Source organism: Limnobacter humi (assembly GCF_024518835.1).
Taxonomy (GTDB): Bacteria; Pseudomonadota; Gammaproteobacteria; order Burkholderiales; family Burkholderiaceae_B; genus Limnobacter; species Limnobacter humi.
On sequence record NZ_JANIGO010000001.1, the window covers coordinates 915,748 to 931,658 of the forward strand.

At 60.2% G+C, this 15,911-nt stretch carries 14 protein-coding genes; 9 read left to right on the top strand and 5 right to left on the bottom strand.

Annotation, left to right across the window (positions count from 1 at the left end; all coding sequences use genetic code 11):
* The first annotated feature begins 127 nt into the window (after window positions 1-127).
* Genes NQT62_RS04345 through NQT62_RS04355 form a run of 3 tightly spaced genes read left to right on the top strand, consistent with a single transcriptional unit; the run spans window position 128 to window position 1,916 of the window.
* Window positions 128-691: a cytochrome b gene (locus NQT62_RS04345; protein ID WP_256763371.1), complete on the top strand. Its 564-nt coding sequence runs from the start codon at window positions 128-130 to the stop codon at window positions 689-691.
* A 32-nt stretch (window positions 692-723) separates the two neighbouring features.
* Complete coding sequence (locus NQT62_RS04350) at window positions 724-1,266, top strand: YceI family protein (RefSeq protein WP_256763373.1); 543 nt, start codon at window positions 724-726, stop codon at window positions 1,264-1,266.
* A 53-nt stretch (window positions 1,267-1,319) separates the two neighbouring features.
* The gene (locus tag NQT62_RS04355) at window positions 1,320-1,916 is read left to right on the top strand and encodes a YceI family protein (protein WP_256763374.1); all 597 of its coding nucleotides are present in this window, start codon (window positions 1,320-1,322) and stop codon (window positions 1,914-1,916) included.
* On the opposite strand, the gene NQT62_RS04360 is transcribed toward NQT62_RS04355, so the two are convergent.
* The 4 genes from NQT62_RS04360 to NQT62_RS04375 all read right to left on the bottom strand — a co-directional run bounded on the left by NQT62_RS04360 (window position 1,913) and on the right by NQT62_RS04375 (window position 7,250).
* Entirely contained in the window at window positions 1,913-2,509 is a 597-nt protein-coding gene (locus NQT62_RS04360) for a CBS domain-containing protein (protein ID WP_256763375.1), read from the bottom strand. The two genes, NQT62_RS04355 and NQT62_RS04360, sit on opposite strands and share 4 nt — an antisense overlap.
* Window positions 2,510-2,671: 162 nt before the next feature.
* Window positions 2,672-3,397 carry an esterase/lipase family protein gene (locus NQT62_RS04365; protein WP_256763376.1) on the bottom strand — a complete coding sequence of 242 codons (726 nt, stop codon included), beginning with the start codon at window positions 3,395-3,397 and terminating at the stop codon, window positions 2,672-2,674.
* A 71-nt stretch (window positions 3,398-3,468) separates the two neighbouring features.
* Window positions 3,469-5,661: a cyclic nucleotide-binding domain-containing protein gene (locus NQT62_RS04370; protein ID WP_256763377.1), complete on the bottom strand. Its 2,193-nt coding sequence runs from the start codon at window positions 5,659-5,661 to the stop codon at window positions 3,469-3,471.
* Window positions 5,662-5,738: 77 nt separating this feature from the next.
* Window positions 5,739-7,250: a CoA-acylating methylmalonate-semialdehyde dehydrogenase gene (locus tag NQT62_RS04375; RefSeq protein ID WP_256763378.1), complete on the bottom strand. Its 1,512-nt coding sequence runs from the start codon at window positions 7,248-7,250 to the stop codon at window positions 5,739-5,741.
* Window positions 7,251-7,475: 225 nt separating this feature from the next.
* Between NQT62_RS04375 and NQT62_RS04380 the strand changes: the two genes are divergently transcribed.
* On the top strand, window positions 7,476-10,115 hold the full coding sequence (locus NQT62_RS04380) for a penicillin acylase family protein (protein WP_256763379.1): 2,640 nt from the start codon (window positions 7,476-7,478) through the stop codon (window positions 10,113-10,115).
* A gap of 52 nt (window positions 10,116-10,167) precedes the next feature.
* Here NQT62_RS04380 and NQT62_RS04385 read toward each other — a convergent pair whose 3' ends face one another.
* A complete protein-coding gene (locus tag NQT62_RS04385) occupies window positions 10,168-10,656 on the bottom strand; it encodes an acyl-CoA thioesterase (RefSeq protein WP_256763380.1) in 489 nt (162 codons plus the stop codon).
* A gap of 102 nt (window positions 10,657-10,758) precedes the next feature.
* Between NQT62_RS04385 and NQT62_RS04390 the strand changes: the two genes are divergently transcribed.
* From NQT62_RS04390 to NQT62_RS04410, 5 genes are all read left to right on the top strand, one after another.
* Entirely contained in the window at window positions 10,759-11,535 is a 777-nt protein-coding gene (locus tag NQT62_RS04390) for a YdcF family protein (RefSeq protein WP_256763381.1), read from the top strand.
* A gap of 18 nt (window positions 11,536-11,553) precedes the next feature.
* Entirely contained in the window at window positions 11,554-12,591 is a 1,038-nt protein-coding gene (locus NQT62_RS04395; protein ID WP_256763382.1) for an amino acid ABC transporter substrate-binding protein, read from the top strand.
* Window positions 12,592-12,603: 12 nt separating this feature from the next.
* Entirely contained in the window at window positions 12,604-13,455 is an 852-nt protein-coding gene (locus NQT62_RS04400) for an ABC transporter permease subunit (RefSeq protein WP_256763383.1), read from the top strand.
* Window positions 13,456-13,466: 11 nt separating this feature from the next.
* Window positions 13,467-14,459, top strand: a complete 993-nt coding sequence (locus NQT62_RS04405) for an amino acid ABC transporter permease (protein ID WP_256763384.1) — start codon at window positions 13,467-13,469, stop codon at window positions 14,457-14,459.
* A 112-nt stretch (window positions 14,460-14,571) separates the two neighbouring features.
* Window positions 14,572-15,900: an esterase/lipase family protein gene (locus NQT62_RS04410; RefSeq protein ID WP_256763385.1), complete on the top strand. Its 1,329-nt coding sequence runs from the start codon at window positions 14,572-14,574 to the stop codon at window positions 15,898-15,900.
* Window positions 15,901-15,911: the final 11 nt, after the last annotated feature.

The following is a 15,911-nucleotide window of genomic DNA, read 5'->3' on the forward strand; positions in this document are numbered from 1 at the left end:
CATCCACCAGCCCGGTAAACTGTACGCAGCGCCAAAACAACTGTAAATTGTATCTTGAAAAAACCCAAAGCCCCAAACAGAATTTGCGGGAAAAATGTTGTCAATCAAGCACAAGGACTTCACGGACATGCCGTCGACCCCCACTCCATCCCGCTATAACCCGCTCATGATGCTGCTGCACTGGGCCATGGCCTTGGGTTTGGCTGTTGCTTTTGGCATGGGTTTGTACATGGTGGACATTCCGGGCATCACGCCGTTTAAGCTGAAACTGTTCAATTGGCACAAGTGGCTGGGCGTTAGCCTGTTTGCCCTGTTGATGATTCGGATTTTGGTGCGAGCCGGGTCGACCTTGCCCAGTTACCCGGCCAGTTGGGCGGGGCGACTCATGGTTTTGGTCAAATCGGGCCACTGGGCACTGTATGCCATGATGTTGATCACGCCCGTGTTGGGTTATCTGTATAGCCTGGCAGCCGGTTACCCGGTGGTGTGGTTTGGTGTCATCGAGTTGCCGGTGATCATTCACAAAGACCCGGCCCTCAAGGAAGTATTTGAAGAACTGCATGAACTTTCAGCCTGGGGGCTGGTCATTCTGGTGGCGGGGCACGTGCTCATGGCGGTCAAGCATGAGTGGATGGACAATACCCGAATTCTGGGCAAGATGATTCCTGGCCTGAGGGTCGACAAGCAGTGAGGCAAGCGATGCGGTTGAAGTTTGGAAATGGAATGGCTGCGGTGTTGACCGTGGCGGGTATGTTGGTGTCCGGTGTTGCACAGGCCGACCCGGTCGACCCGGCACAAAGCCTGGTTCGGGCCACCTTCAAACAGTTCAATGTGCCGGTGAGTGGTGATTTCAAGAAGTTTTCTGGCCAGGTGGATTTCAATGCGGCCAAACCGGAAGCCACCAAAGCCACCGTCACGGTTCAAACCGCCAGCTTTGACCTGGGCGACCCGCTGTACAACAAAGAGGTGGCCAAACCCGACTGGTTTGATTCGGCCAAATTTCCAGATGCCACTTTTTCGGTGACCAGCGTGAAGCCCGCTGGCAAGGGCTATCAAGCCACTGGCGACCTGACCATTCGCGGCATCAAGAAGCCGCTGACATTTCCGGTGAGTATTCAATCCCAGGGTGGCAAATCCGTGTTCTCTGGTCAAACGAAAATCAAGCGGCTGGATTTCAAAGTGGGCGCCTCGGGCGAATGGGCTGATACCAGCTTGGTGGCTGACGAGGTGGTGATTGGTTTCAAGCTGGTGACCACCGGAAAATAAAAAACCGGGCTCATGGTGTGAGCTCGGACAGATTCCATGCAGGAGCAGAGACAATGACAACACGAAAGCGGCCGCTGGCCGCCTTGATCGTCGGCGCGGTGTGTGTGGCCGCTGCCAGTGTGGCCCACGCGGCGGTGGACAAATACCTGGTGGACCCCGGCCACACCTACCCGGCCTTTGAGGCCGACCACTTGGGGGGGTTGTCGATTTGGCGCGGCAAAATCAACAAGACCAAAGGCACCGTGACGCTGGACCGGGTCAACAAAACCGGAACCGTGAACATCGAGATGGACGCCAGCACCATTGACTTTGGCCACAGCAAAATGAATGAAGAGGCCAAGGGCGTGGACATGTTCGACGTGGAGGCCTACCCGACCATCGAGTACGTTGGAAAGTCCATGCGTTTTGAGGGCGACAAACCCGTGGAGGTGCTGGGCGAACTCACGTTGAAAGGCGTGACCAAACCGGTCAACCTCACCATCAAGCAGTTCAAGTGCATCAACCACCCGTTCAAGAAAGTGGAAGTGTGCGGTGCCGACGCCGAAGCCAACTTCAAGCGCACCGACTTCAACCTCGGTTATGCCGTGGACCGTGGCTTTTTACCCGAGGTGAAGGTGCGCATTTCCATCGAAGCGGTCAAGCAGCCTTAAGCAGACGCCACTGCAGCTTCAATTTCGGCAAAGGTATTGGCCTTGACCGGGTCGAACACGGGGATGCCCATTTGGCGGGCAATTTGCGTGGCCGAGAACAAACCCACCACACGCAGGTTGCCTTGGCGGTTGTCCACCACCAGGGCGTGTTGCCGGTTGTGGGCTTTCAGTGTGGCAATGATGTGGCCCACCTCCGCGCGGGACACTGCACCAAATTCCAGAAATTCCAGATCGGGCAGTTTCACCATGACGTCGTTCACGGTGAGCTCGGGCACACTGCGGCCACTGTTGGCGGCTTGAACAATCGCGAGTTCACCGGCCAGGTCATTGGCGGTGATCAGGCCCAGCAGGTTGCCCTGTGCGTTGCGCACAAACAGCAGCTTCACGCCGCACACAATCATGGTGGTGCGGGCCTGCTCGAGGTTTTCGGCGGGGTCGATGCTCACTGGCTGAATGCGGCGCAAGTCGGTCATGGCGTCAAAGGCGGGTGAGTCGGCAGTCAGCTTGATTGGCCGACTGGGGTCGCTGACGGTGATCACGTCAGTGGCGCCTGCGGTGATGTGTTCAAGTGGCTGATAGTGTTGTCGAATCATTGCCCTAACCCCCTTCTATTATTTGAAAGTCCAGTCTACGCCGCTGGCTTGAAGTTACAAGTGCGGGCAAACACGGAATACAGGAACAAAGGCCCCTCAATTGTTTGAGGCCTTGTTTCTGTGAGGTTGCTGGGCGGGTAAGGTTCGCTGCTTTACAAAGCTTTACTTGAGCGGCGTGCCCAGTGCGTAGGGCAGCAGGTCCATCACTTCGGTGCTGATGCCCATGGACAGGTGGGGTGTCTGGATTTCAATGTGCTCTACATTGGGCGAGAAGCGGTCGATACAGGCTTGCCAGCTGACGATGCTGTCTTTCTTGCAATACAGGGCCACGATGGGGCACACAATGGGCTGCTCAAAGCGCTTCAAGGTGCTGTTCTCGATGGACTCCACGTCGGTGCCCTTCAGGTCGTACAGGCCGCGCACGGCCGTGTACTTGGGGCCACCGACCACTGGGCTGCCGATGGTCACAATGCGGCTCACGTTTTGCTGAACCTCGCGTGCGGCTTCGCGCGCCAGGTAGCCGCCCAAGCTCCAGCCCAACAATTTGATGGGGCTTTGGGCTTCCTCAGACAGGCGCTTGATGTCGTCTATCACTTGCGGCAGCAGCTTGCCCACCTCGCCGTGGTTAAAACCTGCGCTCCAGTGCACGGCGTTGTAACCCAGCGACTCCATGTACCGCTTGATCAAGCTCATGGCTGCAGGGCCCGAGCCAAAACCGGGCAACAGCAGAATGGTTTGCCCCTGGCCCACATTTTTGCGGGGCAGAAAGCGCCATTGAACAGCCAGTTTGGCCGCTTCCAGCGGCGCCCGGGCTTCGCCCAGCAGCAGGCTCAGTTTGGGCTTCCGGATGGTGTTTCCGTAACGTTTCTGGAATTCGGCTTTGTTCATGACATGGGTGGTTTTTTGTATACACCCGTGAACATACGGCATGCTGGGCGCTTGGACAAAGAGTAAACCTTCTAGCCCGGCTGTGTGAGCGCAAGGCCCTGATTGGACAGACGAACCCGCAAAGTGAGCTCCTTGGCCAGGTTTCGCAGCAGGGGTGTGGCCAATTCCGGGTCGAGTAGGTGGTAGGTCTGCAGCGGCAGGTGCAGCACGGTGCAGGCTGTGTCGGCCACCAGCGTGGCTGAGCGGGGGCGTTGGTCCAGCAGCGCCATTTCGCCAATCAGGCTGCCGGGGCAAAAGCGCATCAGGCGATCGGAGTGGTTGCCACTGTGGTGCCAGGCGCTCATTTGGCCTGAGGCCAGCACAAACAGGCCCGAAGCGGCGTCGCCTTCGCGGAACAGGGTTTCTCCGGCAGTCAGTTGCAGGGGCAACCAGGCTTCGGTCAATTGGGTTTGCAGGTGCGGGGGCAGGCCATCGCACACATGGCTGTCCAGCAAGGCTTGGTGCACGGGGTTGGCGGGGCTTTCCCCAGAGGCCCTGTCAGACAGGCCGAGCAGGTGGTTTTCCAGCCAGTAAAAAGCATCGTCCAGGTGGCTGGTGCAGTGCAGGCCGCAGCCCTGGCACAGTTGCTCAAGAGCGCGCAGTGTTTCCGCAGGCACATGTTGGGCGGCCGGCAGCACGGCCACACTGTGGCCTTTCAGGTGGGGCAGGTTGCTGCCCAAAGCGCGCACCAAGGCTTGCACGGCGGTGTCGTCCACATAGCGCACCCGGGAAAAGTCGGCCACCCAATGGGCGCACGGTTTGAGCTCGTCGTGCAGGCGAATGGCCAGCGAGGCGGCGTTGCCGAAAAACAGACTGCCGTCCAAGGTCACCCGGCACACGCGGCGGAAGGCAAGGTCCAGCGCCTGCCGGTCACCGCGGGGACGCAAGGTGCGGGACCGGCCAACCGGTTGGTGCTCGAGGGCCAGTAGCCCGCCCACGGACTGCTGCCGCAAAAAGTAGGCGGCCACAAACAACACCCCAACCAAGGTGCCAACCAGCAGGTTGCTCAGTGCGGTGGCCCCCACCATGCCGAGCAGCACCCACACCGTGAACCGAGCGTTGCTGTCCATGCGGCCGTGTTTGCGTGGGCTGAAAAAATCCCGCACCCAGTGCAGGGTTTTGCCTTGAATCAGAAAGAGCGAGCTGATGGCCACCACAGTGGCCAGAATATGGATGGGCAGCCGGTCGAGCACCGGCCACAGCAGGGCGCTCAAGGCCAGCAACACGGCACAGTAGGCGGCTTCGCTTCGCCGGGTTTTGCCACCCACGGCCAGGCCGTTGTTGCTGCGGGACACATAGTTGGAACTGGGCAGCGCCAGCAGCAGGCCATTGACCACCGTGGCCAGCGCCAGGGTGTTCAGTTCGCGCGCGGTGTCGTGCCGGGTGTTCAGGGTTTGGTCCACCGTCAACAGGGACTGCATGCTTTCCAGCACCACCAGCAAGGCAATGACCCCTGCACCAATGCCCACCTGCAGCACAAGGCCCGGGTGTTGCCACAGGGCGGTGAGCCCCTGCTCGGCTGCAGAAGCCCAATTTACGGTGTGAGGCCAGTGGGCAGTGGTCAGGCCCAGCAGCGGGGTGGTGGCTGTCAGCCCATATTGGCAAGCCTGTTGCACGGTCAGCCCTGCCAGCAGTGCAATCACCATGCCCCAAGGGTTGGGCCGAACCACCCGGAAGTAAACCACCAGCAGGGTGGTGAGCCCCGAGATGGCGGCCACCAGCCAAGAGGCTTCGGGCAGGTGCGCGGCTGCATGGGGTACACCCACAAACACGGCAAAACCCACCATGGCGGGCAATAACTTGTAGGCGGAAAACAGGCCCAGCGTGGTGTTCATGCCGATGAGTACCGGTGCGGGCAGGCATTGCATGAGCCGACCAACCCCTTGCCGTTGGGCGATGAAAACCAGCAGCCCCGCCAGAAGGACTTCCATGGCGGAGAGGCCAACCAACGCTGTCAGGCTCAAGGTTTGAGCCTGCGACTGGAAACCGAAGATGGAGCCCGCCACGATAAGAGCGGTTGAGGAACGGGGCCCGCCGAACTGAACAGGGGCCCTGCCCAACAAGGCACCCAATGCGCTGCCCACCAGGGCACTCACCAGGCCGGCGTACAAACCGATGGCCAGCCCGTCTTGCCCCAGTGGGGCAAAGGCCAGCATGCCGTAGACCAGGGCTTGTGCAAAGCCCGCCAGTGCAACCAGGGCACCGGCCTTGATGTCAGCGTTCAAGCAATCCTCTCGCAGAGTCGATGTTGGGCGTACTTGTTGGACGTACTGCTGCTCAACACCGAGTCTACGCGAAAGGCTTACTTGGAGGTGGGCATGGCAAACTCAGCGCCTTTCTGGGTGCTGTCTGGCCAGCGTTGCATGATGGACTTCTGGCGGGTGTAAAAGCGCACGCCTTCTTCACCATAGGCATGCATGTCGCCAAACAGGCTGGACTTCCAACCCCCAAAGCCATGCCAGGCCATGGGCACAGGAATGGGCACATTGATGCCCACCATGCCCACTTGCACCTGGCGACCAAACTCGCGAGCGGTGTTGCCGTCGCGGGTGTAACAGGCCACGCCGTTGCCGTACTGGTGGCTGTTGATCAGCGCCAAGCCTTCTGCGAAATCTTTGACGCGAATACAGGCCAGCACCGGGCCAAAAATTTCTTCCTTGTAAATGCGCATGTGGGGTTTTACATGGTCAAACAAGGTACCGCCGGTGTAAAAGCCTTTCTCGAAACCGGCGGGCTTGTGCCCACGGCCATCCACCACCAGTGTTGCGCCTTCGTCCACACCAATCTGGATGTAATTCTCAATGCGTGCCAGTGCCTCCGCGGTCACGATGGGCCCCATTTCCGCCTTCAGGTCCATGCCGTCGGTGATGCGCAGGGTGCGCACGCGCTCGGCCAGCTTGGGCATGATGCGGTCGGCCACATCCCCCACCAGTACGGCCACGGAAATGGCCATGCAGCGTTCGCCTGCGCTGCCATAGGCTGCGCCCACCAGAGCGTCCACCACCTGGTCCAAGTCGGCATCGGGCATGGCCAGCAGGTGGTTTTTGGCGCCACCCAGTGCTTGAACCCGTTTGCCGTTGCGGGCACCGGTTTCGTAAATGTATTGGGCAATGGGTGTGGAGCCCACAAAGCTCAGGGCCGACACATCGGGGTGGTTCAGCAGGGTGTCCACCGCCGACTTGTCGCCGTGGACCACGTTGAACACGCCATCGGGCAGGCCAGCCTCTTTCAACAAACCCGCCATGTAATTGGCGGCAGAGGGGTCCCGCTCGCTGGGCTTGAGGATGAAGGTGTTGCCGCAGGCAATCGCCACCGGAAACATCCAGCACGGCACCATGCACGGGAAGTTGAACGGGGTGATGCCAGCCACCACACCCACCGGCTGGCGGGTGGTCCAGTTGTCGATGTTGGTGGACACCTGCTCGGTGTAATCGCCTTTCAATAGTTGCGGAATGCCGCAGGCAAATTCAACAATCTCGATGCCGCGCGTGACTTCGCCCTGCGCATCGGTAAACACCTTGCCGTGTTCGGCCGTGATGATGGCGGCCAGTTCATCCCGGTGCTGGTTCATCAGTGCCAGAAAGCGGTTCAGGATGCGCGCCCGCTGCAGTGGGGGTTTGTTGGCCCAGGCGGGCAGTGCCGCTTTTGCAGCGGCCACGGCCTCGTTCACGGTGGCGGGCTCGGCCAGCGCCACCTGTTTTTGAACAACGCCATGCGATGGGTTGAAAACCGGCGCGGTGCGGCTGCCGGCTGGCAACACCGATTGGCCGTTGATGACATGGGGAAGCGGGTTTTCACGTGCTGCGGCGTTCATGGCGGTGGGTTCTTATGGTGAAACAGGAAGCTGACATTTTTGCCTGCTGCCGAGTCAGCAGCCATCGGGACTAACACCATCGGGGCAAACCCGGGGGATTGTTGGCCGATTTCAGCTTGATGACAGCGCATCCACTTTCTGTTTTCCGGAGTAACAGTTCAGTACCGGCCCAAAGAATCCGCCGGGCAGCCGCAAGCGGCTGGCAACAACACTGAGGAGACAGTTGTGAACAAAGCGCGTCAAGGCCGTTACGGCCTGTTGACCGTCAGCGCCCTGGTACTGGGCTTGGCGGGTTGTTTGGGTGGCAACGGGGGCGGCGTGGCCGGCACCGACGGGCGGACCACGCCCAGTGAAGTGGACTACAAGTACAACGCCACCATCACCCGCACCACCTATGGTGTTCCCCACATTGACGCCAGAGACTACGGCAGCCTGGGTTATGGCGAAGGGTATGCCTTCGCGGAGGACAACCTCTGTGTATTCCTGGAAGACCTGCTGACCATTCGCGGTGAGCGGTCCAAGTACTTCGGCCCCACCGGCACCTACACGATTGAACCCAATGGGTCCAACGCCAACAATGTGGACAGCGACTTCTTCTGGAAAAGCCTGTTTGCCTACAAGGAAAAGGGTGCGGATGGCACCGAGCGCAATGCCTGGGAGCGCACCCGCGACAAAACCGTGCCCGACTTCCAAACGGTGGTGACCGGCTATGTGGCCGGTGTGAACCGTTACATTGCCGAACTGAAAGCCGGCAAGCACCAATACACCAAAGCCGACGGCAGCAAGGTGAGCGCCCATGCCAGTTGCGCCACGGCAGACTGGCTGCAGCCAATTGCCACCGATGACATGTACCGCCGCTTTGTGCGCCTGGCCGTGCTGGCCAGCAGTTCGGTGTTTGTGACCGAGATTGGCAGTGCCCAGCCACCCAGTGGCGGCGCGCCCGGTGTGCCCGTGGCCAAGGCAGGAAAGCAGTCGACGAACCAACAGGTCGCCTTGCTGAAAAAATCGCCCAACCCCCTGGTGGCGATGCAGGACCGCGACAAGTTCGGCAGCAATATGTATGCATTCGGCAAGGACGGCACCCAAAACGGCCAGTCCATTGTGTACGGCAACCCGCACTTCCCGTGGCGCGGCACCGAGCGTTTGTACCCCAGCCACAATACGCTGACCATCAATGGCCAGAAGAAAATGGACATCATGGGCGTGGGACTGTATGGCGTGCCAGCGGTGCTGATTGGCTTTAACGAGAAGCTGGCCTGGAGCCACACGGTGTCCACGGCGTATCGCTTCACCTTCTACCAATTGCAGGTCAATCCGCAAAAGCCCACGCAGTATATGTACGATGGCGAGTACCGCGACATGATTGCCCTGCCCACCGAAATTGAAGTCAAGCAAACCGATGGCACGCTGACCAAAATGCAACGCACCATGTACCGCTCGCATTTCGGCCCCATGCTGGTGTTGAAAGCCAGTGGGGTGCCGGTGCTGGGCTGGAACCAGTTCATGGCCTTCACCCTGCGGGACGCCAACCTGGAAAACGACCGCCTGATCAACCAGTTTGCCAAGTGGAACATGGCCAACTCGCTGGATGAGTTTATTGACCTGCACAAGAGCGAACTGGGCGTGCCCTGGGTGAACACAGTGGCCAGTGGCCCTGGCCAACCAGCCTACTATGGCGACGTGACCGTGGTGCCCAACGTGAGCGACGCCAAAACATCGGCGTGCAAGAGCGAACCGTTCCATACCGTGGTCAACCAGTTGTCGCCCGGCCTGCCGGTGCTGGATGGATCGAAGTCCGGCTGTGAATGGGACACCGATTCCGATGCGCCAGCCCCTGGCATTTTCGGCCCGGGCAACCTGCCCACCCTGAAGCGCGATGACTATGTGACCAACTGCAACGACAGCTACTGGCTGACCAACCCGGCTGAGCCTGTGACCGGGTTCAACCGCATCATTGGTGACGAAAACACCGAGCGCACCCTGCGCACCCGCTTGTGTATTCTCCAGGCGGAACGCCGGTTGGCGGGAGCTGACGGCCGCCCGGGCAACAAGATGACGCAAGACCTGTTGAAGGACATTGCCCTGTCGAGTGAAATTTACTCGGCCACACTGGCCAAGCAGGCTGTGACCGACCAACTGTGCCAGTTGCCCGGCTTGCCCACCTCCAGCGGACCCCCCGTGCAAACAGCCGCAGCTTGTGCTGCACTGAAGGCTTGGGATGGCAAGTCCAACCTGGACAGCAAGGGTGCCCACCTGTGGCGTGAATTCTGGACCCGCGCCATTGCCAACCCAGGTGGTTTGCCCGTCGGGTTGCCAGGCTTGTATCCACCCCCCTTGTTCCCCAACCCGCTGCCAGCCTCGCTGCCCACCAACTTGTGGGCCACCGGCTTCAATCCGGCCGACCCCGTGCGCACGCCCAACACATTGAACCTGCTCAACCCGTTTACCGCGGCTGCGCTGGGTGATGCCATTGCGGCTGTTCAAGCCTCGGGTTTTGCATTTGATGCGCCCATGGGCATGGTGCAACAGTCGGGCGTACACAAAAATACCCGAATCCCGATTTTTGGCGGCACCAGCCCGGAAGGGGCTTTCACCGTGGTGAGTGTGGACAGCCGGTTGAGCAAAGCGGGTTACAACGTGGTGTATGGCAACAGCTACATCCAGGCCGTGACCTGGCGGGATGATGGCACGCCCAAGGCCGATGCCATGTTGACCTACTCGATTTCCACCGACCCGGCCAACCCGCACTACGACGATTACACCAAAGCCTATTCACAAAAACAGTGGCTGACTCTGCCGTTTACGCCTGCGGAAATTCAGGCCCAAAAAATCGCCGAACCGCTGGTGCTGCAAGAGCCCAAATAAGCCCATCGGCTTTGGTGTCAATTTAAAAAGCCCTCCGTTTGGAGGGCTTTTTTTACAGGGCCATGTCTACTTTGGCCGCCGCGTACCGCTCGTCGAGTTCCTTGCGCAGTTGTTTGCGAAGCAGGGCGGCTGCATGGCGTTTTTTTTCCTCGGCAGTCCCGGGCACGAACTGTGGCACGGGTGCAGGTTTGCCGTCTTCACTCATGGCCACCATGGTAAAAAAGCAACTGTTGGTGTGCGTGGCAATGCCTTGGTGAAAGTCTTCGGCCACCACCTTGATGCCCACTTCCAGCGAGGTGTTGCCCGTGTAATTCACACTGGCCAAAAACGTGACCAGCTCGCCCACGCGTATGGGCTGCAGAAACTGAACCCGGTCCACCGAGAGTGTGACCACATACATGCCGGCATAGCGGCTGGCACAGGCGTAAGCCACCTGGTCCAGCAGTTTCAAAATATGCCCGCCATGCACCTTGCCGCTGAAGTTGGCCATGTCGGGGGTCATGAGCACGGTCATGCTCAACTGGTGGTTGGGAAAGGGCATGGAAAAGGGCAAGGTTGGTTGTTGAAGTTCCAGAGTGTACCCAAGGCTCACCCGAGCGCAAGCCCACTACAATGCAGGGGTTTGATCTGACGAGGACGCGGCATGCTGGCCGAACTGACGAAATATGCCATTTGGGGCGCAAGCCCACTCGGCCTGTGGGTGATCCTGACCCTGGTTGCCTTCACGTTGTGTGTTCGCCGCCCCAACACACGCATGGTGTTGTGTGTGTGGGCCCAACTCCAACTGCTGGCGTTTTCAACACCCCGGGTGGCCGACCACCTGTTTTCTCAATTGGAACAGGAAGCGGCGCAACTGCAGGCAGGCAAACCCCTGCACGGGCCTGTGAAAGCCATTGTGGTATTGGGTGGCGGCGTGGACGGCGCTTATGCCGGTTTGCGCGAGCAGGGCGACCTGAACAACAGTGGCGACCGTGTGCTGGAAGGCGCCAGGCTGTATCGGAATGGTGTGTCAGCCCGGGTGGTGGTGAGCGGTGGCAAGTTTGGCGGCGACCCCAACAAAGGCACGGAAGCCGCTGCCATGCAGTCGATTTTGCAGGACCTGGGTGTGCCACCACACAATGTGTTGATGGACGAACAATCCCGCACCACGCTGGAGAATGCCCGCTACACTCGGGATTTGTTGGGCCCTGGCCAACACAGCATTGCCTTGGTGACCTCTGCCTACCACTTGCCTCGCGCAGTCCGCCTGTTTGAACAGGCCGGTTTTGATGTGTACCCTGTGCGGTGCGACATCCGGGTGGTGCCTGAACAAACACAGTTCTGGGAAGAACTGCCCCGGTATGAGTCGCTGGAGCGCAGCACGCTGGCGATCAAAGAATGGCTGGGGCGTTTGCAATTGCATGTGTCAAGCTGGTACTAGAAACCGAATGGATTACCCATGAGCATCGTGAAACGCGCAACCTGGTTATGGATGATCGGCCTGGTGGTGTTGGTGCCCGCACTCGTCAACCCCGCTTGCGCTGGCGACACCCTGACCGCCGTGAAAGCGCGGGGTGTGGTTCGCTGTGGCGTGAGCAGTGGGGTGGCGGGCTTTTCAGCGATCGGTTCGGACGGGCAGTGGGTGGGCCTGGATGTGAGTGTGTGCCGAGCCATCGCCGCCGCGGTGTTGGGCGACGCCCGCAAGGTGGAGTTCACGCCGCTCAGTTCACAGCAGCGCTTTGCCGCACTGCAGGCCGGGCAAATTGATGTGTTGTCACGCAACACCACGTGGACGCTCAGCCGCGATGCGGGGCTGGGTGTGCAGTTCACCGGCATCAGTTATTTCGACGGGCAGGGCATTTTGGTTCACAAGCGCTTCAAGGTGAAGCATGCACGCGAATTGAACGGCGCCGAAATTTGCGTGCAGTCGGGCACCACCAATGAAAAGAACCTGGCCACTTACCTGGCCACCCAAGGTATTCGCGCCAAAATCATTGTCTATGACCAGTTTGAGCCTGCTTACAAAGCCTTCTTCTCGGGCCGCTGCCAGGCGTTTTCAACCGATGTGTCGGCATTGGTCAGTTTGAAGAGCAGCAAAAGCGCGCGCCCTGATGACTTTGAAGTGCTGCCCGAGGTGTTTTCCAAAGAGCCTTTGGGCCCGGCGGTGCGCAGTGGTGACAGCGACTGGTTTGCCATTGTGAAATGGGTGCTGTACGCCCTGCTGGAGGCCGAGGAACTGGGCGTTGGGCAAGCCAACCTGGCGCAGGCTGCCCGCAGTGGCAACCCCGCTGTGCTGCGGCTGTTGGGCCAAGCCGAAGACATTGGCAAACCCTTGGGCCTGCCGCGTGATTGGGTGGCCACCGTGCTGGCCCAGGTGGGCAATTATGGTGAGGTGTACGAGCGCACTTTGGGGCAACAATCCCCACTACAACTGCCCCGCGGCTTGAATGCATTGTGGACAAAAGGCGGGTTGATGTATGCGCCCCCACTGCGCTGAAGGGCTCACGCCGTGAGCCTGAACTTTTTGCTCGACCCGGCCGGCTTTTCACTCAGTGAAGGCTGGTTGGCGCTGGGCTACACCGCACCCTATTGGCAAGTGTTTCTCAATGGCCTGTTGAACACCCTGAAAGTGGCTTTGCCAGCGCTGGCTTTGGCGGTGGTGCTGGGTTTTTCCCTCGGTTTTGGTTTGCTGTCGCAAAACCCGGTGTGGCGGCGCACCGCCCGGGTGTATGTGGATGGTGTGCGCAATGTGCCGCTGTTGTTGCAGGTGTTGGCCCTGTACTTTGGGGCCAGCCAATGGCTGCCAGTGGCCAGCGAAGCCTGGGCCTTGCCCGGCGGTGTGCTGTTGAGTAAAAGCGGGCTGGCCTTGCCGACCTTGGTGAGCACTGCGCAGGGTTGGGGTGTGCAGTGGCCCCACATTGGCCGCTTTGCGGTGGAAGGGGGGTGGGTGCTCAGCCCCGAGTACCTGGCCCTGCTGTTGGCTTTGGGCCTGTACACCGCCGCTTTTGTGGCCGAGCTGGTGAAGGCCGGTGTGTTGTCGGTGCGGCCCGGCATGGCCCAGGCGGCCTTGGCCTTGGGCTTAACCCCGGCGCAGGCGCGGCGGTGGGTGGTTCGCCCCTTGGCCTTGCGGGCCATGCTGCCACCACTGGCCAACCAGGTGCTCAACCTCTTGAAAAACGCGTCCTTGGGTGTGGCCATTGGTTATCCGGAATTGGTGTCGGTGGCCAACACATCCATGAACCAAAGCGGCAAAGCCACCGAATGCATGGTGCTGGTGTTGGTGATGTATGCCTTGCTGAGTGCAGTGGCGGCCGGGTGCATGGCCGTGCTGAACCAGCGGGCCATGCGGGGCAGTGCTTGATGGTCCGCGCCTTGAACAAAACCCTTGCCCTGTTGTGGTTGGCCTTGCTGGCCTGGGTGGCGTATGGCCTGTTGCGCTGGGGGCTGTGGCATGCGGTGTGGGCACCCAATTTGGCCGAGTGCACCGCATGGCAAGGGCAGGGCGCTTGTTGGGGTGTTGTGGCCGAAAAAGGCCGCGTGATGTTGTTGGGTCGGTATCCGCCTGCTGAGCAATGGCGCGCCATCGCGGTTGTTGTGCTCTGGACCGGCTGGGTGTTTGCCGCATTGCTGGGTTGGCTTCATGGCCGGTGGTTGTGGTGCAGTGGTGCCGCGTTGCCCGCTGTGCTGCTGTGGTTCATGCATGGGGGCGCTGGTTTGCCTGTGGTGAGCAGTACCCTGTGGGGTGGTTTGCCGCTTACTTTGCTGATTAGTGGTGTGGGGTTCGCTGGTGCGTTTCCACTGGCCGTGGGGTTGGCGCTGGGGCGCCGGTCCCGGTTTCGGGCCATTCGCTGGGCCTGCACAGTGTACATTGAGGTGCTGCGGGCCTTGCCTTTGGTCAGCGTGCTGTTTTTGGCAGCATTTGTATTGCCAAAGCTTGTGTCGGGCTCATCCGTTGAGCCCGACTTGTTTGCCCGGGTTACCTTCACCATTGCGCTCTTCAGCGCTGCTTACCTGGCCGAGGTGGTGCGGGGTGGTTTGCAGGCGGTGCCCCGTCACCAGGCCGAGTCTGCCCAGGCCTTGGGCCTGAGCGCCTGGCAGGTGCAATGGCTGGTGGTGTTGCCACAGGCCCTGCGCGTGGCCATGCCTGGCGTGGTCAACAGCTTTGTCACCCTGTTCAAGGAATGCTCGCTGGTGTCCATTGTGGCCTTGTTCGAGCTGACCGGTGCGCTGGGGCTGGCGCTGTCCGGCGACCTTCACTGGCGGGCCTTTTATCTGGAAGGTTATGTCTTTATTGCATTCATCTACTGGGCCTATTGCTTTGGTTTGTCCAAAGCGGTTGAATACAGACAGCAGCAAGGGCGCTGAGGCGGCGCCTGACTGAAGGGCCGTTAGAACAGAATTTCTAGACCCTGATGCGCTGTTTGTGTACAGTTGTACACCAATAGAACAACACCACCGCTCAGGGAGTGAGCCCAGCATGAACACCGACAAGCCTGAACAAGCCGCAGACCAGGGTGCCACCGAACGTGGCCGTGGCGACCCCACCGCCGCCGAAACGCTGGAAGGCACATTGATGCTGGTGGGCGACACCATTGCACAAGCCGCCAGCCGCGTGCATGAGTTTCACCGGGCCATTGCCGACATTCCCTTCAAGGCGGTGGGCACCGCCACCATATCGGCCAGCAAGCCAGTGGAAATGGTGCACAACGAAATCACCGACCTGGTGTACGGCGCCGTGCGCGAAACGGGCAAAGGCCTGTTTTCCGGTGCCGCCTGGGTGGTTCGCCAAGCCAATCAAAGCTTGTCTTCGCCCCAAATTATTGATGAAGCCCTGGGCGGTGAGTTGATGGAGCAGGTGGCTCGCGTGCCGGTGCCCGGCATTCCAGGCGACACCACCGGCAAGCGGGTGGCTGCCATTTCTAGTGCCATCAACGGTGTGTTTGGCGACCACCTGGCCGCCACGCGCAACCCCATGGAAGTGAAAATGGGCCTGTATGCCCATGGCCAGTTGGTGGGCACCACGCAAGAAGAATTGATGCAGCAGTTTCCGCAGGCCACACGCCACTTGGTGGTATTTGTGCACGGCCTGTGTTGCAACGAAGACAGCTGGAACCTGTACATGGACCCGGCACGGCCGGAAACCCGCCCCTATGCTGTGCGGCTGGAAGAAGACTTTGCCTTGACGGCACTCCACCTGCGTTACAACACTGGCCGAACCATTGAAGCCAATGCCCGCCAGTTCAAGCGCCTGCTGAACAAGTTGGTACGCAACTGGCCGGTGGCGGTGGACGGTGTAACCTTGGTGGGCCACAGCATGGGCGGGCTGGTGAGCCGTGCCTTGGTCGAAATGATTGACCATGACGACCTGATTTTGCGCCGGGCCATACGCGATGTGGTGTGCCTGGGCTCCCCACACGATGGCGCGCCACTGGCCCGTTTGGCTGCGGCTGGCGAGCAGTTGTTCAACCGCTTTGAATTGTCCAAACCCTTGGGCCGGGTGCTGGGTGTGCGTTCACGCGGCATTCGGGATTTGAAAGACGGCCTGGGCCCCCTGAAAACCCACGACGGTCATGATGTGATGTTCCACCTGATTGGCTCATCCATTGGCGACAGCACTGGCAGTTGGTTGCCCAACACGGTGGGCGATGGTTTGGTGACGGTGAAGTCGGCCCTGGCCGACGACACGGGCCGTGCGCAGCGCCTGGCATTTTCGCACAAGCACCACATGAACCTGCTGAACGACCCCGAGGTGTACCTGGAACTGCAAATGGTGATGCGCCAGCACTTGCGCCAGCGCGTGGAATAAGCCGGTTAAAT

Bases quoted from the DNA above. Each gene is read 5' to 3' on its own strand.
- NQT62_RS04365 (WP_256763376.1), bottom strand. From the start codon at position 3,397: ATGAACAAAGCCGAATTCCAGAAACGTTACGGAAACACCATCCGGAAG.
- NQT62_RS04360 (WP_256763375.1), bottom strand. From the start codon at position 2,509: ATGATTCGACAACACTATCAGCCACTTGAACACATCACCGCAGGCGCC.
- NQT62_RS04395 (WP_256763382.1), top strand. From the start codon at position 11,554: ATGAGCATCGTGAAACGCGCAACCTGGTTATGGATGATCGGCCTGGTG.
- NQT62_RS04410 (WP_256763385.1), top strand. From the start codon at position 14,572: ATGAACACCGACAAGCCTGAACAAGCCGCAGACCAGGGTGCCACCGAA.
- NQT62_RS04350 (WP_256763373.1), top strand. From the start codon at position 724: ATGGCTGCGGTGTTGACCGTGGCGGGTATGTTGGTGTCCGGTGTTGCA.
- NQT62_RS04345 (WP_256763371.1), top strand. From the start codon at position 128: ATGCCGTCGACCCCCACTCCATCCCGCTATAACCCGCTCATGATGCTG.
- NQT62_RS04355 (WP_256763374.1), top strand. From the start codon at position 1,320: ATGACAACACGAAAGCGGCCGCTGGCCGCCTTGATCGTCGGCGCGGTG.
- NQT62_RS04390 (WP_256763381.1), top strand. From the start codon at position 10,759: ATGCTGGCCGAACTGACGAAATATGCCATTTGGGGCGCAAGCCCACTC.
- NQT62_RS04375 (WP_256763378.1), bottom strand. From the start codon at position 7,250: ATGAACGCCGCAGCACGTGAAAACCCGCTTCCCCATGTCATCAACGGC.
- NQT62_RS04385 (WP_256763380.1), bottom strand. From the start codon at position 10,656: ATGCCCTTTCCCAACCACCAGTTGAGCATGACCGTGCTCATGACCCCC.